The following is a 23,580-nucleotide window of genomic DNA, read 5'->3' on the forward strand; positions in this document are numbered from 1 at the left end:
TCGGCCGGCCCTAAGATGAGAGTACAAACAGGCAGCGGGGCCGACAGCCATGAGTGTTCGATCTGGCTTGATTGAAGCTATCGGCAATACGCCATTGATCAGGTTGCGCGCGGCCTCGGAGGCCACCGGTTGCGACATCTACGGCAAGGCCGAATTTCTCAATCCGGGCGGCTCGATCAAGGATCGTGCGGCCCTCGCCATGATCAACGACGCCGAACAACGTGGCCAACTCAAGCCGGGCGGCGTTATCGTGGAAGGCACGGCCGGCAATGTCGGCATCGGCATTGCGCTCGTGGCCAATGTGCGTGGCTATCGTTCCGTGATCGTGATGCCCGACACGCAAAGCCAGGAGAAGAAGGACATGCTGCGGCTATGCGGCGCCGATCTGCGCCTGATACCCGCCGTGCCCTATTCCGATCCGGGCCACTATGCCCGCTATTCCGGTCGCCTCGCCGAGGAACTGGGCGGATTCTGGGCCAATCAGTTCGACAACGTCGCCAACCGCGACGGACATTATCGGACGACCGGTCCCGAGATTTGGGAGCAAACGAAAGGCAAAGTGGACGGCTTCACCTGTGCCGTCGGCAGCGGCGGGACTTTGGGTGGAGTCGCACGCGCGCTCAAGGAGCGAAATCCGGGCGTGACGATTGCGCTCAGCGATCCAATGGGCGCCGCCCTCTACAATTGGTTTACCAGGGGTGAGCTGACGACGGAGGGCGACTCGATCACTGAGGGTATCGGTCAAGTCCGGGTGACGAAGAACCTTGAAGGCACGCCGATCGACATGGCCTACCGGATCGCCGATGAGGAAGCATTGCCCGTTTTGTTCGACCTGATCGAGCACGAGGGGCTGGTCCTGGGCGGTTCAAGCGCAATCAACATCGTCGGCGCGATGCGCCTTGCACGCGACCTTGGTCCGGGCAAAACCATTGTCACCATCCTCGCGGATGGCGGCCAGCGCTACCAGTCCAAGCTCTTCAATCCCGACTTCCTGCGCAAGAAGAACCTGCCCCGACCGTCTTGGATGAACTGAGACGGTGATCTTGTTCATTTCGCCGAGCAAACGCTCTCCGGCTCTGGTCCTGCGTCGAAGCGATCTTCAGCTTCGCACGATCCTCATGCGAACATTCCCGGTCGCAGGCCACGGTCCGCGCGTAGTTGGCTTAAGGCGAGAAACGGACTTCAACCCGCCTCACTCCGCTACTTAGCGACGAACCAAAACACCCAAGCCACGAGGCAGGCGAACACCAGCCAAGCGAGCATGCCCCAAGCCTCTCGGGAAGTATCTATTGAGTTCCAAGCCAGTACCCAAAGAATTAGATACGCTAGAGTGACGGCCCAGAGGCGCCAGACCCCGATGCGAGTGAGTAGCAGATAAACCAGGCCGCCGTAGACTAACTGGAGGGCCAAGGCGCTGCCAATTGTCACCCCCGCCAGACGAGAAATTCCTTTCAGACCCGGATAGACACCGTCTAGTCCTGCCCAAAATATCATGAACGCGACAAAAGCGATCGAGAAGGCAGCACTGGATGCAAGCCACGCGATCAAAAAATTGCTCATAATAGCCTCAACGTGCAGCGCCGGTCCTTTATCGCAATTCCCCTCTTCCGCTTAGCCAAGCACGGCGGAATCAGTGCTCCGCCTTAGCTAGGTCAATCGCGTCGACTCGTCTGCAGGGTGACGATATCGATCCGGCCAAACTAACTGACATTCCAGCAGCACATATGTCTGCTGCCCCGAGGACAGAATGACGTAGAGTTTGGTCGCGAGACGAGGCCGCTCAGCTTCTGCCTTGACCTGCAAACACACCCATTCGTACGATCATTGTCCCGCTTCTTCATCTGCCGGCGCGGCTTGCGGCGGCACGATCAGCGCGACCACCCTTCTCGATACGCCGGGCATGCCCAGCAGATGGGCCTGCGCGACGAACTCGTGCCGGACGACGTTCCCGGCGCGCGCGGCGCTGCAAAATGCGGGGCAGCGAAGCCGCAAAATTTCAATGACCGCGCAAGATCGTTTCTGTGTCACGCAGTGTGCGTGTGCCCGATCTAGCGCGGTGGCTTGTTGATGAGCAGCCCAAACAGGCCAAGCTGCGCCACCTCGGCGGCGAACTCCTCGAATTCGACTGGTTTGCTGACGAAGGCGTTCGCGCCGAGCTGTAGGCTTCCGCGACGTCGCGATCTTCCTTCGAAGAGGTCAGAACGACGATAGGAAGCAGCTTCAGCGCATCATCGGCCCAGACCTTGCGGATGACCTCAAGCCCGCCGACCTTGGGCAGCTTGAGATCGAGCAATACAACCTTAGGATGCATCTAGGCCGCATTGCGGGCGGAGACCGCACGGTCGGCATAGGCGCCCCTGGCGAACAGGAAGTCGAGCGCCTCAGCGCCGTCCTTCACCCACACGAGCCGGTTGGCCAGATTGTTCTTCTTGAGCGTGCGGATGCAAAGCTCCGCATCGGCTGCATTGTCCTCGACCAGAAGGATTTCGACCTGGGTGTTTGCATTAGGCATGTGAGTCCTCCCGGACAGGCAGAGTAAAATAGAACGTCGCGCCCTCGTTCACCCTGCCTTCGGCCCACACCTGCCCGCCATGCCGCACGACGATGCGCTTGACGATAGCGAGCCCGATGCCGGTGCCAGCGAATTCGGAACCATGCAGCCGCTGGAACACGCCGAACAGTTTGGCGGCGTATTGCATGTCGAAGCCCGCGCCGTTGTCCTTGACGTAGTAGGTGGTTTCGTCTTTGCCGGCTGTCGATCCGATCTCGATGACGGCGTCGGGCTTGGGCGCGGTGAACTTGATGGCGTTGTCGATCAGATTGGTCCAGACCCGCCGGACCATGGCCGGGTCGCCCTGCGCCGGCGCCAGCGGCTTGATGTCGAAAGTCAGTCTGCGCCCCGCGACGGCCGGCGCCAATTCCTCGATCACGGCGCGAACCGCCCCATCCATATCGATCCGCGCCGGCGCGATCTCGCTGCGGCCTGCCCGCGAAAACGCAAGGATGTCGTCGATCAGCCGGGCCATCTTGATCGCGTTGTCGCGCACGACGTTCAGCACCCGCTGGCCCTCGGCGTCGAGCTTGCCGGAATAATCCTCCAGCAGGATGCGGGAGAACCCGTCGATCGCCCGGAGCGGCACTCTGAGGTCGTGCGAGACCGAATAGGCAAATGCCTCCAGCTCCCTGTTGGTCGCTTCGAGATCATCGTTCGCCGTGGTCAGTTCCGCCGTGCGCATCGCGACCACCTCTTCGAGGTGTTGGCGCTCTTTGCGCAATTCCTCCTCGGCCTGCTTCAGCTCGGTGACGTCGCGCTCGATCGCCGATGCGCCGATGATATGCCCCGCGTCATCCTTCACCGGAGACATCGTCAGCGACACGTAAATTTCCTTCCCGTCTTTCTTGCGTCGCGGTGTCTCGAAATGCAGGATATGGCGTCCTTCCCGGATCAAGGCGAGATTGCTTGACATCTCCTGCCTGCGCCCGGGCGGCATCAGGACCGAGACCGACCTGCCGACCACTTCCTGCGCGGTGTAGCCGTAAATCAGCTCTGCGCCCTTGTTCCAGCTGGTGATGACGCCCTCCAGCGTCTTGCCGAAGATCGCATCGTCGCTGGACTCCACGATCGCCGCAAGCTGCGCGTTCCGCTGCTCGATCCGCTCGCGCTCGGTGATGTCCCGGAACGTCACCACTGCCCCGGTGACTTTGCCCGCATCCAGGATCGGAGTGCTGATGAATTCCGCCCGGAAGCTGCTGCCATCCTTGCGCCAGAACAGCTCTGTCCCGCGAGTGACCATCCCCCGTTTGAACGCTGAATGGACCGGACATTCCTCCTCCAGGTAGGGGCGGCCATCCGCCCTGGTGTGATGGAATTTGCTATGACCGTCTTGGCCAACGAGTTCCTCGATGGTGAAGCCAAGCAATTGCGATGCCGCAGGATTCACAAATGCGCATCGGCCGTCACTGTCCAGACCGCAGACGCCTTCTCCCACAGAATCCAGGATCAGCCTGTTCTGCGCGGCCAATTGCGCCATCCGCAGTTCCGCCTTTTTGCGCTCGGTAATGTCCTCGGATATGCCGAGAAGGTACAGTGGCTTTCCTTCGTTGCCCTCGATCGAGATTTTCTTGGTATGCAGGATGATCCGGTCGCCTTGGCCCCTGCTCTTGATCGTCTCTTCCGGGATATCAACGGGTCCTTTCTTGCCAAGCACTTCACGATCCTTTGACGTGAAAAAGTCCGCTTCCTGCTTCGGAAAGAAGTCATAATCGTTCTTCCCGAGCAGTTCTTCCCGTGAACATCCCAGAAGTTGCTCGCCGGCCTTGTTGATTCTCAGGAATCTCAGCGTCTGCGCATCCTTTATGAAAATCATGTTCGGGACGTTCTCCACGATGTCATCGAGGAATTTCTCGCTCCTTCGCAGGTCGCGATTCAGAAGGACCAGCGCCTCGTGATTTTTGGCGATCTCCTTAGCCATCCGATCAAAGCCCGCCCCGATCTGAGCAAGCTCATCCTTCCCCACGAATCCTGTCCGAGCAGCGAGGTCTCCGGCGGCAAAGCGCGTGCTCGCCGAGACGAGCTGACCGACTCTTTTGGTGAGCACCAGGTGCAGGAAAACAACGAGCAGCAGGAAGCCGCCGCCATAAAACCCCGTCACGACAAGTGCCTGTCGCCCCAACTCATAGCGCCGGATTCCCTTGGCGTAGGTGAGGTCATAGCGCAGATACACCAATCCCACCCGGTTCGGCCGGATCTCCCCCTCCTTTGCGCCGAGGATGACCGGATAGTAGGCAGAGATGAACTGGCGGTCGTCAGATAGGGAAACCCGTGCGTTCAGGGTCGCGCCGATGTCCCTCGAAAATGCTGCATCCACGTTGGGCAGGGCCCGACCGATGGGGACCCCAATGAGCTTCAGGCTGGTGGAGCCGACGATGGTCCCCGCATCATCAACCAATACAAGGACCGCAACGTTCGGGTTTGATCCCCTAAGCGCAATCGCCGACTGGACCCCCTCCCAATCTCCCTTGCGCAGGCTGTTGTCGATGCTTGCCTGCAGTTGGCTCATGTCCTGTGTCACGAGGGCAAGCGCCTCTTTCTCTTCCTCAGCATCGGCCACTTCCTGAGTGTGCTTCATGGTGAGTGTTTCAGCCGACAGGGCTAGCAGGAAAAGAAACGTTGGAATGGTCAGGCGTAGCGGAAACCCAGTGAATAGGTTCATGGCCTGGCATCCTCGACAAAGCTGCCGTCGAGCAACCCCTTCAAATCCGGCGGTCGCACGATCAGCCGGCTGGTCAACATCACTTCGCCCAGCTGCCGCGTTGTGCGGACGAGGGTCGGTGTTGAACCTGCGAGCATCGAGCGGTTCTCCTCGATATTGGGGAGGTGCAAACCCTGAATCGCTTTTTGAAAATCGTCGGCGCTAATCCGTTCTCTTGGAGCCATTAGGGAAGCAGCTTGGTTCCGATCTTTCCGGATGAAGTCCAGAGCCCTGAACCAGCCGCGCACGAGTTGGTTGACTTGCGCGCCATACCTTGCCGAATACGTCCGCCTGACAACAATGACGTCGACGATTTCGCCTGGGATTTGGCTGCTGTCGAACAGCTTCCGTGCGCCAGCTTCCAGGAGCCTTGTCCGCGTCGGCTCGAAGGTTACCACGGCATCCACGCGCCCCTCCTTGAACGCCCGCTCATGTTCAGAGACTTCTAAGGAAACCGTACGTACATCGCCCAACGTCATTTCTGCGGTCTGGAGTGCCCGGGTCAGCATATAGGCGCCGAGGGCGGACGCCTCCACGCCCACCCGTTTCCCCTTCAGGTCGCGGAGGCTTGATAGCGCCGGTTGCGCGAGAATCACGTCGCCGCCCTCGGAGATGTCGAGGACAAGGACAATGCTCAAGTCAGATGTCATCTCACCCAATAGCAGCACCTCGTCGAGTGTCAGGGCCGCTGCGTCTATCGCCCCGTTGCGGAACGCCCGGATGGATTCGGAACTCGACGTGTATTCCACCAGCCTGATGCTTTCGGGTGAAAAATAACCCTGCTGGCGGGCTAGGTAGAGCGGCTCGTAACCCGGCCAGATGTTGGTGCCAACCCGGAGCGGCGCTTGTGGCTCCGGGGTGCAGCCGGCGCCTGCCAGGGTAACGAGAACGACCAGCAACATCTTCAGCCATAAAACCGGAGCAGTTGCACGCCAATTGCAAACAATTGTCATTGCAGCCCGAGATAGTCGTTTGCCAGCCCTCTCCATGTATCCTAAATCAGCTTCGAGATTGTCCCGCTGCCAGCTACTTTCGTCTGATTTCATTTTCGTTCTCCCAAAGCCTTCTCCAGTTCCTTCAGGCTCCTGTGCATCCACGTAGGTAAGTCGGGGAGTGCGGAAGGCATTTTCAGCGGCGGTTTTTGAACCGCCAGTGTCTGCCAAGCAGAAATTCTGAACGGACGGTGGCCCCGGTGGCTGACGGCCCGGCAGCTCTCGATGGCTCGATATCAATGTTGAGCCAGATCAACGCCCTTCCCCCAAAAACCACAATGAATAGACCAAAGTTGCAGTCGACGACACCTTCTATTTCAGATGGCAGCGGCGACGCCGCGAGCCACTTTGCCCGGACTGCCAAGCTCTTTGGCGAATCCACGCACGCAACCCGGCACACCGCTCTCGCTCGGCGCAGGCATCCAACGGATGAGTTCGGCAATGAGCGACGAAGACGCAAAACTGTTGAAGGAACGTTCAGCCGCGTCCGTGCAGAGCGATGAATCCTTTCGTCTGCTGGTCGAGCAGGCGCCGGACGCCATTATCGTTCTCGATCTGGATACGAACCGCATCGTCGAAGCCAACCCTAGCGCTGAAAAGCTGTTCGGATGCGCGTTGGATGAACTGCTGAAGCACGATCTGCGGGAGTTCTTCACGCCGTCTCAGCCGGACGGGCTTCCGGTCGCGCAGAGTTTCCAGTCGCACGTTGCGCAGGCCGTTGCCGGCGAGGCAATGACGTTCGAGCGCGCCATCCGCAACGCCCAGGGGCAGGAGTTCATCTGCGAAGTACGGGTGAACACGTTGCCTTGGGCTGGCCGGAATTTGCTGCGTACCAGTTTCGTCGATATTTCCGAGCGCAAGGCCGCGGACAAGCATCTGGCGCAGATGGAGAGCAAGTACCGCGGGCTGCTGGAGGCGGCTCCAGACGCGATGGTGGTGGTGAACACGGGCGGAGACATCGTCCTGCTGAACGTTCAGGCGGAGAGGCAGTTCGGGTACCACCGCGATGAACTCCTCGGGCAAAAGGTGAGGAACATCATTCCGGAGGGCTTCGTGGAACGGCTGATCGCGGACAGTCTTCGCCCCGTGGCAGAGGCGCTGGCGCAGCAGATCGGCATGGGGATCGAGCTCTGCGCACGGCGCAAGGACGGAAGCGAGTTTCCGATCGAGCTCATGCTGAGCCCGCTGGAAAGCGCCGAAGGTGTCCTGGTGACGGCGGCGATCCGCGACATCAGCAAGCGCAAGGCGGCGGAAGAATCGCTGCGGCTCTCCGAGCGCGCGCTGAAGGCCTTGAGCCGGGGAAATGAGGCGCTGGTGCGCGCGGCCGACGAGGGCCGATTGCTGAGGGAAATGTGCCGCGTCATCGTGGAGACCGGCGGTTACGTGATGGCATCGATCGGCTTCGCCGAACACGACGAAGCGAAGACGGTTCGCCCGGTTGCGTGGGCGGGGCAGGAAGCCGGATATCTGAAGGCGGCGCGGATCAGCTGGGCCGACACCGAGCACGGCCTGGGGCCGACTGGTTCGGCGATCCGAACCGGCGAGCCGCAGGTCAATCGGAGTTTCGCGACGAGTTCGCAAATGGTGCCGTGGCGGGCGGAAGCGCTGGAGCACGGCTACGCATCGAGCCTGGCGCTGCCGCTCAAGGTCGATTCCAAAATCATCGGGGCTCTCACGATCTACGCTGCGGAGGCGGACGCCTTCGACGGCGACGAGTTGCGGCTGCTCGGCGAATTGGCCGATGATCTCGCTTACGGCATCGCCGCCTTGCGTGCCCGGGCCGACGGCGAAGCGGCCACACAGGCGCTTCGCAAGAGCATGGAAGCGACCATTACGGCGCTCGCCAGCACGGTGGAGTTGCGCGACCCGTATACCGCAGGCCACCAGTATAATGTATCGCTGCTCGCGGCTGCGATCGCCCGCGACATGAAGTTATCGGAGCACGATATCGAGGGCATCCGTCTCGCCGGGGTGGTGCACGATGTCGGCAAGATCAGTGTGCCGGCCGAAATTCTCAGCAAACCGGGAAAGCTCAACAAGGCTGAGTTCGAACTCGTCAAGATGCACGCGCAGGCCGGGTGCGACATCATCAAGGGCGTGGCCTTCCCCTGGCCGGTGGCGCAGATGATCCTGCAGCATCATGAGCGGCTGGACGGTTCGGGCTACCCGCACGGGCTCAGAAACGATGAGATTAACCTCGGCGCCAGGATTCTCGCCGTGGCCGACGTCGTGGAGGCCATGACGGCGCGCCGTCCCTACCGCGAGGCGCTTGGTCTCGACGTGGCCTTGGCCGAAGTCGAGGCGGGAAAAGGAACACGTTACGATCCGGTCGCCGTGGACGCCTGCCGGGCCTTGTTCAGGGACGGCCGATTCAGCTTCCCATCATGAGCCTAGTGTTGTGACTCCAACGCTTATTTCGCTTTGGCGACTTTCTCGAGGATTTGGCTGGCTGACTTGGTGCGGCCCGCAATTCGGCGACGCTTTTGAAGGCGCCACGCCGGATGCGTTTTCGGGTGATTTCGGCGAAGAAGCGTTCGACCATGTTGAGCCAGGATGCCGAGGTGGGCGTGAAGTGCAGGTGGAAGCGCGGATGCGCCTTGAGCCAGCGCTGGACGCCCAGCGTCTTGTGTGTCGCATATTGTCAACGATGAGATGCAGGTCGAGACCGGCGGGAGTTCTTTGATCGATCAGCTTGAGAAAGCGCAAGAATTCGCGATGCCGGTGGCGCGGCATGCAAGCTCCGATGACGCTGCCGTCCAGCATGCTCAAAGCCGCGAACAGCGTCGTGGTGCCGTTACGCTTATAGTCATGGGTCATCGTGCCGGCGCGGCCCTTCTTCATCGGCAGGCCGGGCTGGGTACGGTCGAGAGCTTGGATTTGGCTTTTTTCATCGACGCACAAGACCAGCGCTTTGTGCGGGGGATGGAGATAGAGCCCGACGACGTCCTCGACTTTGGCGGAGAAGTTCTTGTCGCGCGAGACCTTGAACGTCTTAATGATATGCGGCTTCAGCCCATGCGCATTCCAGATCCGCTGGACGCTACTCAAGGAGATGCCGGCGGCTGCCGCCATGCTGCGGCCGCTCCAGTGGGTCGCATTCGGCGGCTTCTCGTGCAGAGTCATGTGCGCCACGCGCTTGATCAACTCGGGCGACAGCGGTTTTACCCGCGACGGACGGGTCGCGTCCTTCAAGAGCCCCTCGGCCCCTTCGGCCGTATAGCGTTGGCGCCACCGACGCACCGTCAACAGGCTCTTGCCTACCGTCGCCGCGATCGCCTCTGCCGTCATCCCTTCGCTTGCAGAAAGCACGATCTGCGCTCTCCAAACAACTTTTTGCGGCGTATTCCGGTCTCGGACCAGCCGCTCCAATCGCTCACGATCGGCGGCGCCGATCGAAATCTGTTCGATTTTCCTCATCGGCACAGATTCGCAAGTCTGAGCCGATTTGTGAATCATACGTCAGCATCGGAACACTAGAAAACCGATAACCTCGATCACGGTTGCGGTCGGGGCGTGCTCACCACGCTTGGCGGAAGGATGGGGTACGTCACTTTCGGTTGTTCACCAGTCAGGCTGTCGAGGAAGGTGGTTATCTTGCTAATTTCATCGTCGGTCAGCTGAATGCCTAACTGACTGGTTCCCATCACGGCCACCGCCTGGCGCAGATCCCATGCTTTCCCGGTGTGAAAATAAGGCGCCGTCAGAGCTATGTTCCGGAGCGTTGGGACCTTGAAGACGTACTCATCACCCGGAGTTTTGCTAACCATGAAACGGCCCTTATCGGCCGGTGGCAGAAACTCGGCGCCCGGCTTCTCGACCACGCCGAACGGGGCGTACATGCCGCCTCCAACGTTGATGCCGCTGTGGCAGGCCGAGCATCCCTTGTCCATGAAGACGGCTAGGCCCGCCTTCTGCGTCGGCGAAAGCGCGTCCTGCTCCCCCCTCAGGAAGCGGTCGAACGGCCCGTTTGGCGTGATCAGCGTCGCCTCGAATACGGCGATGGCTTTTTGCGCATTAGCAAGCGTGATGGGGTCCGCCTCGCCCGGGAAAGCCTTGGCGAATAGATCGCCATAGCCCGGAATGCCTTTCAGCTGCTCGGCCACATGCGTCTTGGGCGACGCCATCTCAACCGGGTTGGCCATCGGCCCGCCGGCCTGCTGTTCGAGGTCTTTGGCTCGGCCGTCCCAGAACTGGACTTTGTTGAATACCGCATTGAGGACCGTGGGAGCATTGCGCTCGCCATGCTGCCAGCGATGACCAATTGAGGTGGGTTCGGCGTCAGCACCGCCGAGCCCGATGCTATGACACGAGCTACAGCTGATGGCGTGACTCGCGGAGAGCCGCGGGTCGAAGTATAACATCTTGCCGAGTTCGACCTTCTCGGGAGTCGCCACGTTGTCGGGCAGCACTGGTGGAGCTGTCGGGATCGGCTCGAATTGCTGCTTCGCCTTCGCCAGCAGGTCATCTTGTGCCAGAGCGGAGGATGCAAAAAGGCAGCTGAGGGATACCAACGTGACGGCTTGTCTGATCATGGCGACTGCTCCTCTGTTGTTCGCCAACAACTGCCCAAGAAAGGTGTGACTACTGGCGTTCGGCCGTCCTGCCGGACAGCGCCTTCGGCGCGAACGGCCATACTTCAAACACCCACAGGCGCCGGACTTCTTTCGAGCCTAAACGTCTTGCGGGGGACGGTTGAGAATTTTTCGGCCGGTAAACATGGCCGACGTGATGCTTCCACCCTCGTGAATTTCGGTCACGATCACCGCTATCAGATGCAGCAGAACGACGCCTGCGAGTACATAAAACGCATAGAGATGGATCGTCACGACCGGGCTTCGAAACGCACGCATGGCCTTGTAGGCGGTCTGGTCCAACGTCTCCGCGGCGAGGGGCGAGACCGTTGCCGGATCAATCCCGGCTGCGGCAACCCAACCGGCGAACCATGTTCCGAACGGCGGCCAGAATAGATCGGTGCCCGCGAGAATCGTGCCGGTCGCGGCTTGCAGCACGAGCAGCAGCAGGAGAACTGCAATTGCGAGACGTGCCGCGGGATTATGCCCGACATATTCTTGCGGCTCGCCGCTGAGAAAGGCGCTGCCGTAAGCGCGCAGTTTGCCCCAAAACCCTGAACCATAAGGCAGGATGGCGCTCCATCTGGCATAGCGGTTGCCGAAGAATGCCCAAACGAAGCGCCAGATCAAATTCAGCCCCATCACGTAGCCGAGCACGACGTGGATTTCCTTGAGCAGGATCTTGCCGTTGGCGGCGAGCCCCAACGCGTCGTCGTTCAGCAGGATAACTCCGACGATCATCAGACCGAGCACGGTGAGCGCGTTGATCCAATGGAACCACCGCGTCGGGACATCCCATACGTCGTAGGCGTGAAGGTGCTCGGCTGACGTGGACGTGGGGAGCTGCGGCATTTGCCGGACACCTGTCTCAATAAGAACGCCGCACGACTATTTGCGGGCCGCCGCCATAACCATGCGGCCTCCTTCGGTGCCATTGCGAATGGCATCGCTCGCGCGTCGGAGAAATAACATCACAAAAATCGACGAGCGCCGTGATGCAGATCAATGGGTCACTAGTGCTGGTCGAATGTTGCAACCTGGACGTGCCTCTCTCGTCTGCTTTGGGGTCAATCGCGTCGGCCCGCGTGCAGGATGACGATGTCCGATCCGGCCTAACCAGCTGAATTCCAGCAGCTCATATGTCTGCGTCGGGGAAAGAATGACGTAAGCTTCGGTCGCGAAACGAGGCCGCTCGGCTTCTGCCTGATGCAGCCTTCAGCCTCCGGCTTGCGCGATCATTTGCCGGGTTCTTCGTCTGCCTGCGCGGCCTGCGGCGGCACGATGAGCGCGACCACCCTTCTCGATACGCCGGGCATGCCCAGCAGATGGGCCTGCGCGACGAACTCGTGCCGGACGACGTTCCCGGCGCGCGCGGCGGTCTGGTCCATCCAGGCGAGGCACTCCGGCTGGTCGTGAAAGCAAAGCCCGGCCCAGCCATGCTCCAGCGTCGTCTTGCGCGGGACGGGCCAAGTGTATTGCTTGGCGAACGGTCGCGCATAATAGGGATGATCGGGACTGTAGAAGGCAGTCGCAAATGCGAGCGCATCGTCGCCGCTGACCCTGGCGAACGGAATGCCGGTGAGCTCGTGCCACAGGCGCGTGACTTCGCCGGCGATCTGAGGATAGAGATTGCGCCCTTCCTCATAGCCGTGGCTGTTGCGATAAAGCGCATGCAGCGGCGCGGCGATGACGACCGCCGCGAGCGCGATGCCTACAACGAGGACCGTCGCATTCACCGTATGGAAGCGCTCGATCGGATAGCTGGTCCCGCACACGATCAGAACGGCGAACAGGAACACGCCCTGCAGTGCCCACATGGATGGCAGATCGGTGCCCACGGTCAGCGAGGTCGCGACCGGCAAGACGATCGTGCCGATCGCGATATAAAAAAGCAGCCGCAAGCCCGGGACCATGGCCACAAAATCGCTCGGCAGCCGCCGCAATCGCGGACCGGCAATCAAAACCCAGGTGAGCGCGGGAGGGCTCATCGTCGCCGCAAGGCCCGCCACGAAGGACGTTGAATCCTGGAGTGACGTCGGCAGATCAACTCCCCCGTGCGCCGCCATCGCATAGCCGAAGGGAGCAGCTCCCGTGGTCGCGAGCCAGTAGAGATGAGGCGCAAGGGCCAGGAGGCCTGCGGCTATCGAGATCCACGGCGAGGCGGAGGTGAAATAGGCGCGTCTCGACGGATGAGCGAGGGCAGCAAGAGCGAAGCTCGCCAAAAGGAATACCGAGTAATATTTGCCGAGCATCGCGACCGCGGCCGCCAGTCCGGCCGCGATGGCCCAGATCGCGGTCCTGGTTTCGAACGCGCGCAGAAAGCAATAAGTCGCAAGCGGCCATACCGCCAGCAGCACCGCGTTGGCGTTGAAGCGTTGGGCGTGAAACTGATAGGCGGGCGTGAGCATCAGCAACAGCAGCACCAGCAGGCGCTTGTGCCCGGTCACGAACTGCCTGGAGATCAGGTCGACGGCCCACAGCGCCAGCGCCGCGTTGGTCATCGCCATCAGTTGCAGCGACCAGTCGGTGGACGGGAAGACCTGTGTCCAGGCACCGGTGACCCAGCCCATCAGCGGCGGATGCTTGGGGTTGCCCCAGGCGAAGTGCCGCCCCAGGGTCCAGGTCTCGAGAAAATCGGGATGGAGACCCGAGCCCGCATACGCGATCCACAGGTAAGCCGTCCAAACGGCTGCGAAACTGACAAGCAATAGCGGGACGGACCACCCGGCTTCGACGCCATCAAGCCAGCGGATGAAGGGACGGCGCCATGGCGCGGGGTTGAGATCTGACCGTGCGGCCATCTCTGAGAAAGTGAAATCCACGAATATACAGGCCTTAATTAGACAAAGTCCGATCGGTCCCAAACCGACCCGCAAGCGAGAGGCGAGATCGACAACAAATAGACAACAGAAGCAACATGTCCGTTGCGGATCATTCGCGTCGATCTTGGCGCTGCGACATCACGCCACATCCGGTTTGGGCCCTGCGGCCGAGCTGACTCACACACTCTGGTCGCTCGGTATATACGAAAAGCGCCATCTTGGCGGCTATGAGAAGGCCGGCTTTGGTGAATTGCTCTTGTAATTCACCGAGCCTCGATCACGGGCTATCAGTCATCACGCTGTCTCCCTGCATTGAGCGAGTGCGAACGATGCCGCCAAACGTCCCACCCGAGCCCGCCGACGCAGCCGCACGCCGTTCGGCAAGGCCGACGATCGTCTATCCTGCCGGGTCGATGCCGCGGCCCGACATGGCCGTGCTGGAAGCCACGCGCAAGACACTGGTCAAGACCGGTGAGATCGTGGTGCCGCCGCGCGATGCGCGGACGTTTCGCGTCACGCGCGGGCGGTTCTTCCGCATCGTCAGCATCGACGGCCCGCAGGTCGGCGATCTCAATCTCTGGAACGCCGACGATCTCGCCGAGCGCTTCTTCAGCGGCAAGACCCGCGCGCTGCACGCCACGCATGTCAGCACCGGCGACCGGCTCTGGAGCAGCATGCCTTATCTGAGGCCGATGGCGACCATCAGCCATGACACGCTCGGCTGGTACGGCTGGGATGCGGATGGCGCCGGTGTGCACGACGTCATCGGCACACGCTGCGATCCCTACACCAACCTGCGGTTGAACGGCCGCGTTTACGACTTCTGCTGCCATTCCAACCTGGCGCGCGCGCTCGGCGCCGAATTGAAGTCCGAGCCCGATACGGTCGAGCACCACGTGCACGACGTGCTCAACGTCTTCATGTGCACCGGCTTCACCAAGGATACGCAGCAATATTTCATGAAGGCGAGCCCGGTCCGTCCCGGCGACTTCATCGAGTTCTTCGCCGAGATCGATCTGCTCGGCGCGCTGTCGGCCTGTCCCGGCGGCGATTGCAGCGCGACCCATTCGAGCGATGCCGCCGCGTGCTATCCGCTCAAGATCGAGATCTTCGAGCCGGATCGATCAACGCTTGCCAGCTGGACGTGGCCAGCGCCGAGCGGCTACCATCGCCGCCATGGCGCGCCCGCTTAGCATCGGCGACTGCACAGCCGCACTTCCAGGATCGAAGTCGATGAGCGCACCCCGTCAAATCATCACAGGCCGCGCGCGGCTTGCTACCGATGTCGTCGGTCACGGCCAACCGGTCGTCTTTCTGCATGCTGCGGTTTTCGACCGCATGATGTGGCGCGCGCAAGTGGATGCCATCAGTGCGACGCATATGGCGATCGCCTATGACCGTCGCGGCTTTGGCGGGACTGCCGCGGAGAAGGAAGGCCATTCTCAAGTGGCGGATTTGCTGGCGGTGATAGACACCGTCGCAAGCGGCACGCCTGCGATCCTTGTCGCCTGCTCACAAGGCGGACGAATCGCGCTCGACTTCGCGCTTCGTTATCCATCCCACGTCCGGGCGCTGGTGCTGGTCGCGCCATCGGTCAGCGGCGCGCCCGAACCGGTCTATCTACCCGCAATCGCGGATCTGATGACACAGCTTGCGGAAGCCGAGGCGGCCTGCGATTGGGATCGAGTCTGCGCGATCAAGGCCCACATGTGGCTGGACGGTCCACTCCAAGCCGAAGGCCGCGTTGCCGGTGAGCTGCGCCGGCTGTTCATCGACAAGAATGCCATTGCGCTGCGGTCGCCGCCGATCGGTGCGAACCTCGATGCGACGCCCGCCTTCCCGTGCCTCGGCGAAATCTCCTCGCCCTCGCTCGTGATCTGGGGCGACCTTGATTTCCCTCATATTCAAGAGCGAAGCCGCCTGATGGCAGCGACGATGCCGAACGGATCGGGACGCGAATTGACCGGCACGGCGCACCTGCCGAGCCTGGAGCGGCCAGCCGAGGTGACCGTCCTGCTCACGGAGTTTCTCGCGCGACTGTGAGTGAGCATCTGCAGACAACGTCTGACGATACCTGGAGGGCGAAGCAGCGGCGTATCTGGGCGGCCACCGATCGACTGTCCTGACGGCCCTGCCGCCGAAGCGCTTGGCCTTGCATCGAAGCTTCGATTAGAAGGCGGAATCGGTCGGCGCTGCGCCGGCCTGTTCGGAAGGAACTCTTCATGGCCCTGATGCCGGTCTCTGATGCCTTGGCCTTGGTGCTCGACGGCGCCGCGCCGCTGCCGGAGGAAAAGGTCGCGCTGGACCAGGCCTATCACCGGGTGCTGGCGCGGGACGTCGCGGCGCTGCGGACCCAGCCGCCGCAGCCGATGTCGGCGATGGACGGCTATGCGGTCCGCGCCGCGGATGCCGACCGCGCCCGCGCCACGCTCAAGGTCATCGGCGAGATCGCGGCCGGCCGGCCGTTCGATCGCACGCTCGGGCCCGGCGAGGCCGCGCGCATCTTCACCGGCGGCGTCGTTCCCGACGGCGCCGACGCCATCGTGATCCAGGAGGACACGATCGCGGATGGCGACCACGTCACCATCACCGAAGCGGCCAGGAAGGGCCGGCATATTCGCCCGGCCGGCGCGGATTTCCACGAAGGCGACGTGCTGCTCAAAGCCGGCCGACGCCTGAGCGATCGCGACCTGTCGCTCGCCGCCAGCATGAACTATCCCGAGCTCCCGGTGCACCGCCGCCCCAAGGTAGCGCTGCTTGCCACCGGCGACGAGCTGGTGATGCCGGGGTCGAATCCCGGTCCCGGCCAGATCGTCTATTCCAACGGCTACGCGCTGCGCGCCCTGGCGCGCGCCGAGGGTGCAGATCCCATCGACCTCGGCATCGCCGCCGACACGCTGGACTCGACGGTCGCAGGCATCCGCCGCGCGCGCGAGGCGAAAGCCGACATCCTGATCACGACCGGCGGCGCCTCGGTCGGCGATCATGATCTGGTCAAGCAGGCGCTGGACGCCGAGGGCGTGGACATGGCGTTCTGGAAGATCGCGATGCGCCCGGGCAAACCGATGATGCATGGACGGTTGGGCCAGATGCGCGTGATCGGCCTGCCCGGCAATCCCGTCTCCTCCTATGTCTGCAGCCTGTTGTTTCTGGTGCCGCTGATTCGGAAGCTCGTGGGCTTGGCTCAAATCCACCCTGCCCGCGAGACTGCGCTGCTCGGCCGCGACCTCGCCGCCAACGACGTCCGCGAGGACTATCTGCGCGCGCGGCTCGAGGTGCGCGCCGACGGCGCGCTGGTCGCAACGCCGGTGACGCATCAGGATTCCTCGCTGCTCGGCAACCTCGCGCTATCGCAGGCCCTGGTGATCCGCCCGGCTTTTGCGCCCGCGGCAAGTGCCGGCTCCGTCTGCGAGATTCTGAGGCTGCCAGACTAAACAGGGTGCAGCTGCCAAATATACCGCCAGGGATCTCGCAGCTATTTTGCGGGCATCGAGCAGGCATCTTGCGCACCACCTTCATTGCAAATTAATGATTGCAGAACACATATCGAACAGATAGTGTCCGTTCATGATTTGTTTCGAAGATGTTGCGGGCGCCGCGAACTGAGGACGTTTCGAACGAGAACGCTTCAAACGAGAACGTCTTGAACGAGAGCGTCTTGAACAAGAACGTCTCGGGCGAGAACGACACATCAACCTGGGGATCTGGTCGAGATGCTGACGCGCAAACAGTACGAACTTCTGCGGTTCATCAACGAACGTCTGAGGGAAGCTGGCGTGCCGCCCTCCTTCGATGAGATGAAGGACGCACTCGATCTGCGCTCGAAGTCGGGCATCCATCGTCTGATCACCGCGCTGGAAGAGCGCGGCTTCATCCGCCGCCTGCCCAATCGCGCGCGCGCCATCGAGGTGATCAAGCTGCCCGAACTGTCCCAGGCGGCGAACAACCGGCGTGGCTTCACGCCGTCTGTCATCGAAGGTAATCTCGGCAAGGTGCGCACCAGCACGCCGGCGATCGACGAGGGCGATCGTCCCGTCGCCGTCCCGGTGATGGGCCGCATCGCTGCGGGCACGCCGATCGAGGCGCTGCAGACGCGCAGCCACACCATCAGCGTCCCGGCCGACATGCTCGGCTCCGGCGAGCATTATGCGCTGGAAGTCCGCGGCGACTCGATGGTCGATGCCGGCATCCTCGATGGCGACATGGCGCTGATCCAGCGCAACGACTCCGCCGACACCGGCGACATCGTCGTCGCGCTGATCGACGATGAGGAAGCCACCTTGAAACGTTTCCGCCGGCGCGGCGCCTCGATCGCACTGGAGCCGGCCAACACCGCTTATGAAGTCCGCATCCTGCCGCCCAACCGCGTCAAGATCCAGGGCAAGCTGATCGGGCTGTACCGCAAGTACTGATCGTCACGCGCGCGAACTGGATCGCGCGCAATTTGATCTGACGCGTTGGAGGTCTCTTCCGACGGCGCTGATGATGATTGCACTTCGATCGCGATGCAACACGCTCAAACGCTTGTGATCGCGAAGCGCCGTACGGGGTGCAGATCAGCGCAGAATTGCCGTCAAGCACGCGCTAACATCGTTCCTGATGTCCACTCTGATAGAGGCCTGCGCCTGTCCGGGGGGAGCGTGGGTTGCTATCTCGAACGAGGAGCGATCCGATGTGTGACTATAGCCTGCATGCTGTTGCGTCCCGCCCGGCGAAAGTCGGGGAAACGCTGATCTCGACGACGTTCCGCGGAACCTCGACCCGCGGCTTCGCCTCCGAGAGCGAGCCGAATGTCGCCGTGTGTATGCTGCCCGGGACGGAATTGGCGTTTGCCGACGACGTTCGCTACGACAGCCGCTGGATCTGGACCCGCACGATCCGCGACCGCGTGGCCAAGTTCAACACGATCGAGAAGCATGTGCCCGATCGCCACCATGATGCGATCGAGTTCGCAGATGGTCGGCATGTGCTGGTGACCCAGCTCTGCGAGGGACAACGCGTCACCGTGCTGCAATTGCCCGCGACCAAGCAGCCGGCCGAGCGCAGGCCGCTGGGCACCGAGGCTTCGAGCAGCAGCGAAACGACGCCGGTGCGGCGGATCTCGATCACCTGAACTGAGAAGCGCAACGGATGCGAAGACAAATGGGAACATTCGGCCCTCGGCGGAAGTTATGGTTCGCCGGGGGGAGAATGGCCCGTGGTCAACAAGATCAATTGGCAAAAGGCCGGGCGCATCACTGAGCCCGGTCGTTACATATTCACGTTCGGATGGCTGACCGTGACGGCCGACGATATCGCGGTCTGGCAGCAACATCCCGATGCGCTGTTCACCCTGGTGGAGCTTCCACCGCCATCGCGAAGCCCGTCGGATGGCGACGAGGACGACGACGCATCCGAATATCATCTCGGCACGTTCGAACTGCCGGATTGCTAATCCACCGCCCCCTGCTCCGCCTCCGGCGGCGTCGCGTCCTGGGATCTTGGCGCCGGCGAGCGCGGCGCCAGCGTTGCCTGGAAATCGCCCGCATCGGGAGCAGCCGGCCACCACGGCCGCTGCGTGCCGTTGGGCCGGACGGCCTCGACCGCAAAGCCGTCGCCGCGCCGCGTGAGGGCCAGTCCACCCTGATGCTGCAGCCGGTCGCGATCTACCACTAAGGCCGTGCAATCGGGCGGCGCTTGCCTGACTGTCACGACCAGTGCGGCCCGCGCGCAATCGTCCTCCAGGGCCTCGGCGCGCAGCGCGAGCGAGACGAAGCGGCCATCGGCAAGCGGCACCACGCAGCCGGCGTCATCGCAGGACACGCCGTCGCCGAGCGAGCTATCGGCCGGCGTTCGCGCATCGGCATCGGCGGCGAGCCATTCCTGAGCAAGGAAGGCGTCCTTACCCGTCCGGATGAGATGCAGCCGGCCCTCGCGGCCGCGCACCGCGACGTTGCGGCCATCGGCGGAGATCAGCATGTCCGGCTGCGGCGTCATCAGCGCCCAGAGAATCGAAGCCGCAAGCAGACCCGCGCCGCTCCAACGCAGCGGCGTGCGCAGCAGACCCATCAGGATGAGGCCAAGACTTGCGGCGATCACGGGACCGATGCCGAACGCATGGATGCGACCGACCGCGCCGGGCAGGTTTGCCACCCAGCGCGTCACCGCGATCATCCAGTCGATGCCCCATCCCATCAGCGACCAGAACGGACCGTCGAGCCCGAGCGGCGCCGCGAGCAGTCCCAGCAATCCGGCCGGCATGACCAGAGCGGAGACCACCGGCATCGCCGCGAGATTGGCGAGCACGCCGTAGGGTGTCACGCGATGAAAATGAAACGCGGCATAAGGCGTGGTCGCGAGCCCCGCGATCAGCGAGGCCAGCAGCAGCATGGCCAGTTCGCGGCCGCCCCATAGTGCGATGCGCGCTGTCGTCGAACTGTCGGGCGTCGCGAACAGATGCGGCAGCCCGAGTTGTACCAACGCCACCAGGCCTAAGGTCGCGGCGAACGACATCTGGAAACTGGGGTGCACCAGCGCCTCCGGCGCGATCGCTAGCACGATCATCGCGGCGACAGCGAGCGTGCGGAAGGTGATGGCGCGGCGATCGACCAGCACGGCGATCAGCACGACGGCGGTCATGTAGAAGGACCTTTGGGTCGCGACTTCCGCGCCCGACAGCAACAGATAGAAGGCCGCGGCGACAAGCGCGGCGGCAGCCGCCCACTTCTTGATGGGGTGGCTGACATGAAGCCCCGGGATCAGCGCCAGCAGCGCGCGCACGGCAAAGAACACCACGCCGGCAACGACGGCCATGTGATAGCCGGAGATCGACAGCACATGGCCGAGCCCGGAGATGAACATGGCGTCGTTGACCGGCGTCGTAATGGCGTCGCGGCGGCCGGTCAGTAGCGCGGTTGCGATCGCGCGCTCGTCGCCGTCGAGCCGGGCGCGGATGCGCGCATCGATGGTGTCGCGCAGGCCCTGCATGAAGGCGGCATAATGCAGGCCGAAGCCGCCATCCTGCGGCGGGGCAACCGTCTTGATCGCGCCCATCACGAAGCCGGAGGCACCGATGCTCTGGAAAAACATGTCGCGCGAAAAGTCGTAAGAGCCAGGCCGAAGCGGCGCGAGCGGTGGCAACAGGCGCGCTTTGAGCTGCACGAAGCTGCCGACGTCGGGCGCCATGCCCTTCCGTACGGATAGCCGCACCCGCGCCAGCGTGATCTCACCACGCGCGGTTTCCATCTCGGTCACGCGCAGCACGAAGCGATCGGTGCGCTCGCGGATGTCGCGGGTCTCGACGAAGCCGGACAGCGTGACCGAAAACAGCGGTCGGGCCAGTACGGTGTGCGCGAGCCGCGCCGTCCGGGCTGTTGCGACGGCAAAACCCGCGGCGACCGCAGCGATCATCACCGCAGCCGGAAACAGCCGGTGACGCCGCAAGACAAACGCTCCGGCAGAGATCATCAGCGCGAGCACTGCAGCAACCCACAGCACCGGCTCGTGATCGGCAGCGAAGTACAGCGCGATCCCGGCGCCAAAGGCGACCGGCACCCACGGCAGGAGCCGCCCTGCCGCGGCCTCGGCGTGCGCCCAGGCCTTCAGTCTGGCGAGCAGCGACGACCATGTCGGGGTATCGGCAAGATAGCCGCCGGCCTGCGCCGCCCGTCGCGGCGGCCAGACATCCGCAATGCTGCCGGCAAAGCCGCGCCCCCGGCTTGGCGGCCGGTCCGGCTCCGCCATCGCACTCGCACTCCCTGAACGGGCGAAAGGCTACTGGAAGCTGCAAGTCGACGGCTAGCAGAACGGAACGAGAATCTCCGAATGGCACCACCACCTCAAGAAAGGATGGAACTTTCTCCTCGCTCGGGAGTTGCTGGCGTCATGATCGACCAAGCCAATCCGTTCGCCGATCTCGGGCTCGAGCAGGCGATCCATCTGCGCTGGGCCCTGCGCGACATCAGGGCGCGGCGCCTGTCGCTGTCACCGGTCAATGACGACGATCTGCGGCTCTTGACCGAACGCGGCCTCGTCGAGGTCGAAGATGGCGTCCCCGTGCTCACCCAAGCCGGGCAGGATACGCTCGAATGAGCGCGAGCGTCTGATTCCGGCCGCTGCGCGCAACCGGCCACGCGATCTTGGGCCACGCGATCTTGGGCCGAGCCATTCGTCACATGCAACCGCCGCGAAATGACGGCGGCGATCAGTGTCGGCGATAAGTCTCGTCTTCAGCCCTTCGCGACTTCCTTGGCAAAGGTGTCGCGCAAGCCGATCGTGCGATTGAACACGAGCTTGTCCGGCGTCGAGTCGGGATCGCGCACGAAATAACCCTGCCGCTCGAACTGCATCACCGCGTCCGAATTGGTCTCCGCGATCGCCGGCTCGATCCGCGCATCCTTGAGGATCTCGAGCGAGTTCGGGTTGAGGTCGGCGGCGAAGTTCGCCGCGTCGGGCGCGGGATTAGCGAACAGCTGATTGTAGATGCGGATCTCAGCGGTGCGCGACTGCGCCGCCGGCAGCCAGTGCATGGTCGCCTTCACCTTGCGGCCATCGGGGGCGTTGCCGCCACGCGTTGCAGGATCGTAGGTGCAACGGAGTTCGACGATCTCGCCGGCGGCGTTCTTGATCACCTCGCGGCACTTGATGAAATAGGCGTAGCGCAGCCGCACTTCCGTGCCGGGCGAGAGGCGGAAGAACTTCTTCGGCGGGTTCTCCATGAAATCGTCCTGCTCGATATAGAGCTCGCGGCCGAAGGCGATCTTGCGCGTGCCGGCGGAGGGATCATCGGGGTGATTGATCGCCTCGATCTCCTCCACCTGGCCTTCCGGATAGTTCTCGATCACCACCTTCAACGGCCGCAGCACGGCCATGCGACGCAGCGCCGTGCGGTTGAGCTCCTCACGGATGCAGAATTCCAGCATGCCGACATCGACGATGCTGTTCGACTTGGCGACCCCAATACGCTTGACGAATTCGCGCACCGCGGCCGGCGGCACGCCGCGACGTTTCAGCCCCGCGATCGTCGGCATGCGCGGATCGTTCCAGCCGGCGACATGCCCCTCCTGCACCAGCCGCGTCAGCACGCGCTTCGACAGCAGCGTATAGGTCAGGTTGAGGCGCGCGAACTCGTACTGGTGCGGATGCGAGGGCACCGGCAGCTTGTCCAGGAACCAATCGTAGAGCGGCCGGTGGTCCTCGAATTCCAGCGTGCAGATCGAATGGCTGATGCCCTCGATCGCGTCGGACTGGCCATGGGCGTAATCATAGCTCGGATAGATCGACCATTTGTCGCCGGTGCGCGGGTGGTGCGCGTGCAGGATGCGATAGAGCACGGGATCGCGCAGATTGATGTTGCCGGCGGCCATGTCGATCTTGGCGCGCAGCACGCGCGCGCCATTGGGGAATTCCCCCGCCTTCATGCGCCGGAACAGGTCCAGATTCTCCTCGACCGTGCGGTCGCGGAACGGGCTGTTCTTGCCGGCCTCGGTCAAGGTGCCGCGGGACAGCCGAATTTCCTCCTGCGACTGATCGTCGACATAGGCGAGGCCGGCCTCGATCAGCCCTTCCGCCCAGCCATAGAGCCGCTCGAAATAGTCGGAGGCATAGAACAGGTTCTGGCCCCAGTCGTAGCCGAGCCAGTGCACGTCGGCCTGGATGGAATCGATAAATTCCTGCTCCTCCTTGGCCGGGTTGGTGTCGTCGAAACGGAGATGGCAGCGGCCACCGAACTCCTGGGCGATGCCGAAGTTGAGAGCAATCGACTTGGCATGGCCGATATGCAGATAGCCGTTCGGCTCCGGCGGGAACCGGGTCACGACCGTCTTGTGCTTGCCGCTGTCGAGATCGGCCTGGACGATGTCGCGGATGAAGTCGCGCCCTGTCTCAGCCGTCGTGTCTGTCGTCGTCATCAAACCCTGTCCTGCTTCGGATGTCGCGAGACTATGTGCCAAATCCGCAATCCCCA

The 23,580-nt window shown here is 62.7% G+C and carries 20 protein-coding genes and 1 pseudogene; 10 read left to right on the forward strand and 11 right to left on the reverse strand.

Translation table 11 applies throughout. The annotated features are described in order from the left end of the window. The first annotated feature begins 49 nt into the window (after positions 1-49). Positions 50-1,033: a cysteine synthase A gene (locus tag QX034_RS31895; RefSeq protein ID WP_315766177.1), complete on the forward strand. Its 984-nt coding sequence runs from the start codon at positions 50-52 to the stop codon at positions 1,031-1,033. A gap of 167 nt (positions 1,034-1,200) precedes the next feature. Here QX034_RS31895 and QX034_RS31900 read toward each other — a convergent pair whose 3' ends face one another. Together QX034_RS31900 and QX034_RS31905 are read right to left on the reverse strand one after the other, a co-directional pair. Then, positions 1,201-1,560, reverse strand: coding sequence for a hypothetical protein (locus QX034_RS31900; RefSeq protein ID WP_315729061.1), 360 nt, complete (start codon positions 1,558-1,560; stop codon positions 1,201-1,203). A 261-nt stretch (positions 1,561-1,821) separates the two neighbouring features. Continuing rightward, positions 1,822-2,028 (reverse strand): hypothetical protein, encoded by a 207-nt coding sequence (locus QX034_RS31905; protein WP_315703530.1) that lies wholly within the window; start codon positions 2,026-2,028, stop codon positions 1,822-1,824. A gap of 11 nt (positions 2,029-2,039) precedes the next feature. Here QX034_RS31905 and QX034_RS31910 point away from each other — a divergent pair, with 11 nt between their 5' ends. Continuing rightward, on the forward strand, positions 2,040-2,162 hold the full coding sequence (locus tag QX034_RS31910; RefSeq protein ID WP_315703529.1) for a hypothetical protein: 123 nt from the start codon (positions 2,040-2,042) through the stop codon (positions 2,160-2,162). Between the two features lie 149 nt (positions 2,163-2,311). Here QX034_RS31910 and QX034_RS31915 read toward each other — a convergent pair whose 3' ends face one another. From QX034_RS31915 to QX034_RS31925, 3 genes are read right to left on the reverse strand one after another with little or no spacing between them, the layout of a single operon-like run. After that, positions 2,312-2,512: a hypothetical protein gene (locus tag QX034_RS31915; protein ID WP_315703528.1), complete on the reverse strand. Its 201-nt coding sequence runs from the start codon at positions 2,510-2,512 to the stop codon at positions 2,312-2,314. Then, on the reverse strand, positions 2,505-5,213 hold the full coding sequence (locus QX034_RS31920) for a PAS domain S-box protein (protein ID WP_315743369.1): 2,709 nt from the start codon (positions 5,211-5,213) through the stop codon (positions 2,505-2,507). Before QX034_RS31920 ends, QX034_RS31915 begins: the two co-directional genes overlap by 8 nt. Beyond that, positions 5,210-6,415: an ABC transporter substrate-binding protein gene (locus QX034_RS31925; RefSeq protein ID WP_315703526.1), complete on the reverse strand. Its 1,206-nt coding sequence runs from the start codon at positions 6,413-6,415 to the stop codon at positions 5,210-5,212. Before QX034_RS31925 ends, QX034_RS31920 begins: the two co-directional genes overlap by 4 nt. A 270-nt stretch (positions 6,416-6,685) precedes the next feature. Between QX034_RS31925 and QX034_RS31930 the strand changes: the two genes are divergently transcribed. Continuing rightward, on the forward strand, positions 6,686-8,632 hold the full coding sequence (locus tag QX034_RS31930; RefSeq protein ID WP_315759773.1) for a PAS domain S-box protein: 1,947 nt from the start codon (positions 6,686-6,688) through the stop codon (positions 8,630-8,632). Positions 8,633-8,663: 31 nt separating this feature from the next. On the opposite strand, the pseudogene QX034_RS31935 reads toward QX034_RS31930, so the two are convergent. The 4 genes and pseudogenes from QX034_RS31935 to QX034_RS31950 all read right to left on the reverse strand — a co-directional run. Beyond that, a pseudogene (locus QX034_RS31935) lies at positions 8,664-9,661 on the reverse strand (IS630 family transposase); the annotation flags it as partial. Positions 9,662-9,738: 77 nt separating this feature from the next. Further along, positions 9,739-10,776: a cytochrome-c peroxidase gene (locus QX034_RS31940; RefSeq protein WP_315703524.1), complete on the reverse strand. Its 1,038-nt coding sequence runs from the start codon at positions 10,774-10,776 to the stop codon at positions 9,739-9,741. Positions 10,777-10,914: 138 nt separating this feature from the next. Beyond that, the gene (locus QX034_RS31945) at positions 10,915-11,667 is read right to left on the reverse strand and encodes a cytochrome b/b6 domain-containing protein (RefSeq protein ID WP_315703523.1); all 753 of its coding nucleotides are present in this window, start codon (positions 11,665-11,667) and stop codon (positions 10,915-10,917) included. A 383-nt stretch (positions 11,668-12,050) separates the two neighbouring features. Continuing rightward, positions 12,051-13,616, reverse strand: coding sequence for a glycosyltransferase family 39 protein (locus QX034_RS31950; RefSeq protein WP_315703522.1), 1,566 nt, complete (start codon positions 13,614-13,616; stop codon positions 12,051-12,053). Positions 13,617-13,966: 350 nt separating this feature from the next. Here QX034_RS31950 and QX034_RS31955 point away from each other — a divergent pair, with 350 nt between their 5' ends. The 6 genes from QX034_RS31955 (at position 13,967) to QX034_RS31980 (ending at position 19,071) form a co-directional block, all read left to right on the forward strand. Then, positions 13,967-14,830 carry an urea carboxylase-associated family protein gene (locus QX034_RS31955; RefSeq protein ID WP_315703521.1) on the forward strand — a complete coding sequence of 288 codons (864 nt, stop codon included), beginning with the start codon at positions 13,967-13,969 and terminating at the stop codon, positions 14,828-14,830. A 40-nt stretch (positions 14,831-14,870) separates the two neighbouring features. Further along, positions 14,871-15,680 carry an alpha/beta hydrolase gene (locus QX034_RS31960; protein ID WP_315703520.1) on the forward strand — a complete coding sequence of 270 codons (810 nt, stop codon included), beginning with the start codon at positions 14,871-14,873 and terminating at the stop codon, positions 15,678-15,680. A gap of 179 nt (positions 15,681-15,859) precedes the next feature. Next, positions 15,860-17,071, forward strand: coding sequence for a gephyrin-like molybdotransferase Glp (glp, locus tag QX034_RS31965; RefSeq protein WP_315703519.1), 1,212 nt, complete (start codon positions 15,860-15,862; stop codon positions 17,069-17,071). Between the two features lie 279 nt (positions 17,072-17,350). Next, positions 17,351-18,049 (forward strand): transcriptional repressor LexA, encoded by a 699-nt coding sequence (gene lexA / locus QX034_RS31970; protein ID WP_315703518.1) that lies wholly within the window; start codon positions 17,351-17,353, stop codon positions 18,047-18,049. Positions 18,050-18,309: 260 nt separating this feature from the next. Beyond that, positions 18,310-18,750, forward strand: a complete 441-nt coding sequence (locus QX034_RS31975) for a hypothetical protein (protein WP_315703517.1) — start codon at positions 18,310-18,312, stop codon at positions 18,748-18,750. Between the two features lie 84 nt (positions 18,751-18,834). Beyond that, positions 18,835-19,071 (forward strand): hypothetical protein, encoded by a 237-nt coding sequence (locus tag QX034_RS31980; RefSeq protein ID WP_315703516.1) that lies wholly within the window; start codon positions 18,835-18,837, stop codon positions 19,069-19,071. On the opposite strand, the gene QX034_RS31985 is transcribed toward QX034_RS31980, so the two are convergent. After that, positions 19,068-21,359 carry a ComEC/Rec2 family competence protein gene (locus tag QX034_RS31985; protein ID WP_315703515.1) on the reverse strand — a complete coding sequence of 764 codons (2,292 nt, stop codon included), beginning with the start codon at positions 21,357-21,359 and terminating at the stop codon, positions 19,068-19,070. The two genes, QX034_RS31980 and QX034_RS31985, sit on opposite strands and share 4 nt — an antisense overlap. A gap of 141 nt (positions 21,360-21,500) precedes the next feature. Between QX034_RS31985 and QX034_RS31990 the strand changes: the two genes are divergently transcribed. Beyond that, positions 21,501-21,707 (forward strand): hypothetical protein, encoded by a 207-nt coding sequence (locus QX034_RS31990; RefSeq protein WP_315703514.1) that lies wholly within the window; start codon positions 21,501-21,503, stop codon positions 21,705-21,707. A 137-nt stretch (positions 21,708-21,844) separates the two neighbouring features. Here the strand turns inward: QX034_RS31990 and QX034_RS31995 are convergent, their stop codons facing one another. Beyond that, on the reverse strand, positions 21,845-23,524 hold the full coding sequence (locus tag QX034_RS31995; RefSeq protein ID WP_315703513.1) for a glutamine--tRNA ligase/YqeY domain fusion protein: 1,680 nt from the start codon (positions 23,522-23,524) through the stop codon (positions 21,845-21,847). Positions 23,525-23,580: the final 56 nt, after the last annotated feature.

The sequence above is a fragment of the Bradyrhizobium sp. SZCCHNR3119 genome, from assembly GCF_032487775.1.
Taxonomy (GTDB): domain Bacteria; phylum Pseudomonadota; class Alphaproteobacteria; order Rhizobiales; family Xanthobacteraceae; genus Bradyrhizobium.

Excerpts from the sequence above, each read along its gene's own strand:
- QX034_RS31945 (WP_315703523.1), bottom strand. The coding sequence starts at position 11,667 with ATGCCGCAGCTCCCCACGTCCACGTCAGCCGAGCACCTTCACGCCTAC.
- glp (WP_315703519.1), top strand. The coding sequence starts at position 15,860 with ATGGCCCTGATGCCGGTCTCTGATGCCTTGGCCTTGGTGCTCGACGGC.
- QX034_RS31985 (WP_315703515.1), bottom strand. The coding sequence starts at position 21,359 with ATGGCGGAGCCGGACCGGCCGCCAAGCCGGGGGCGCGGCTTTGCCGGC.
- QX034_RS31975 (WP_315703517.1), top strand. The coding sequence starts at position 18,310 with ATGTGTGACTATAGCCTGCATGCTGTTGCGTCCCGCCCGGCGAAAGTC.
- QX034_RS31955 (WP_315703521.1), top strand. The coding sequence starts at position 13,967 with ATGCCGCCAAACGTCCCACCCGAGCCCGCCGACGCAGCCGCACGCCGT.
- QX034_RS31915 (WP_315703528.1), bottom strand. The coding sequence starts at position 2,512 with ATGCCTAATGCAAACACCCAGGTCGAAATCCTTCTGGTCGAGGACAAT.
- QX034_RS31920 (WP_315743369.1), bottom strand. The coding sequence starts at position 5,213 with ATGAACCTATTCACTGGGTTTCCGCTACGCCTGACCATTCCAACGTTT.
- QX034_RS31940 (WP_315703524.1), bottom strand. The coding sequence starts at position 10,776 with ATGATCAGACAAGCCGTCACGTTGGTATCCCTCAGCTGCCTTTTTGCA.
- QX034_RS31950 (WP_315703522.1), bottom strand. The coding sequence starts at position 13,616 with ATGGCCGCACGGTCAGATCTCAACCCCGCGCCATGGCGCCGTCCCTTC.
- QX034_RS31900 (WP_315729061.1), bottom strand. The coding sequence starts at position 1,560 with ATGAGCAATTTTTTGATCGCGTGGCTTGCATCCAGTGCTGCCTTCTCG.
- QX034_RS31930 (WP_315759773.1), top strand. The coding sequence starts at position 6,686 with ATGAGCGACGAAGACGCAAAACTGTTGAAGGAACGTTCAGCCGCGTCC.
- lexA (WP_315703518.1), top strand. The coding sequence starts at position 17,351 with ATGCTGACGCGCAAACAGTACGAACTTCTGCGGTTCATCAACGAACGT.
- QX034_RS31995 (WP_315703513.1), bottom strand. The coding sequence starts at position 23,524 with ATGACGACGACAGACACGACGGCTGAGACAGGGCGCGACTTCATCCGC.
- QX034_RS31990 (WP_315703514.1), top strand. The coding sequence starts at position 21,501 with ATGATCGACCAAGCCAATCCGTTCGCCGATCTCGGGCTCGAGCAGGCG.
- QX034_RS31895 (WP_315766177.1), top strand. The coding sequence starts at position 50 with ATGAGTGTTCGATCTGGCTTGATTGAAGCTATCGGCAATACGCCATTG.
- QX034_RS31960 (WP_315703520.1), top strand. The coding sequence starts at position 14,871 with ATGAGCGCACCCCGTCAAATCATCACAGGCCGCGCGCGGCTTGCTACC.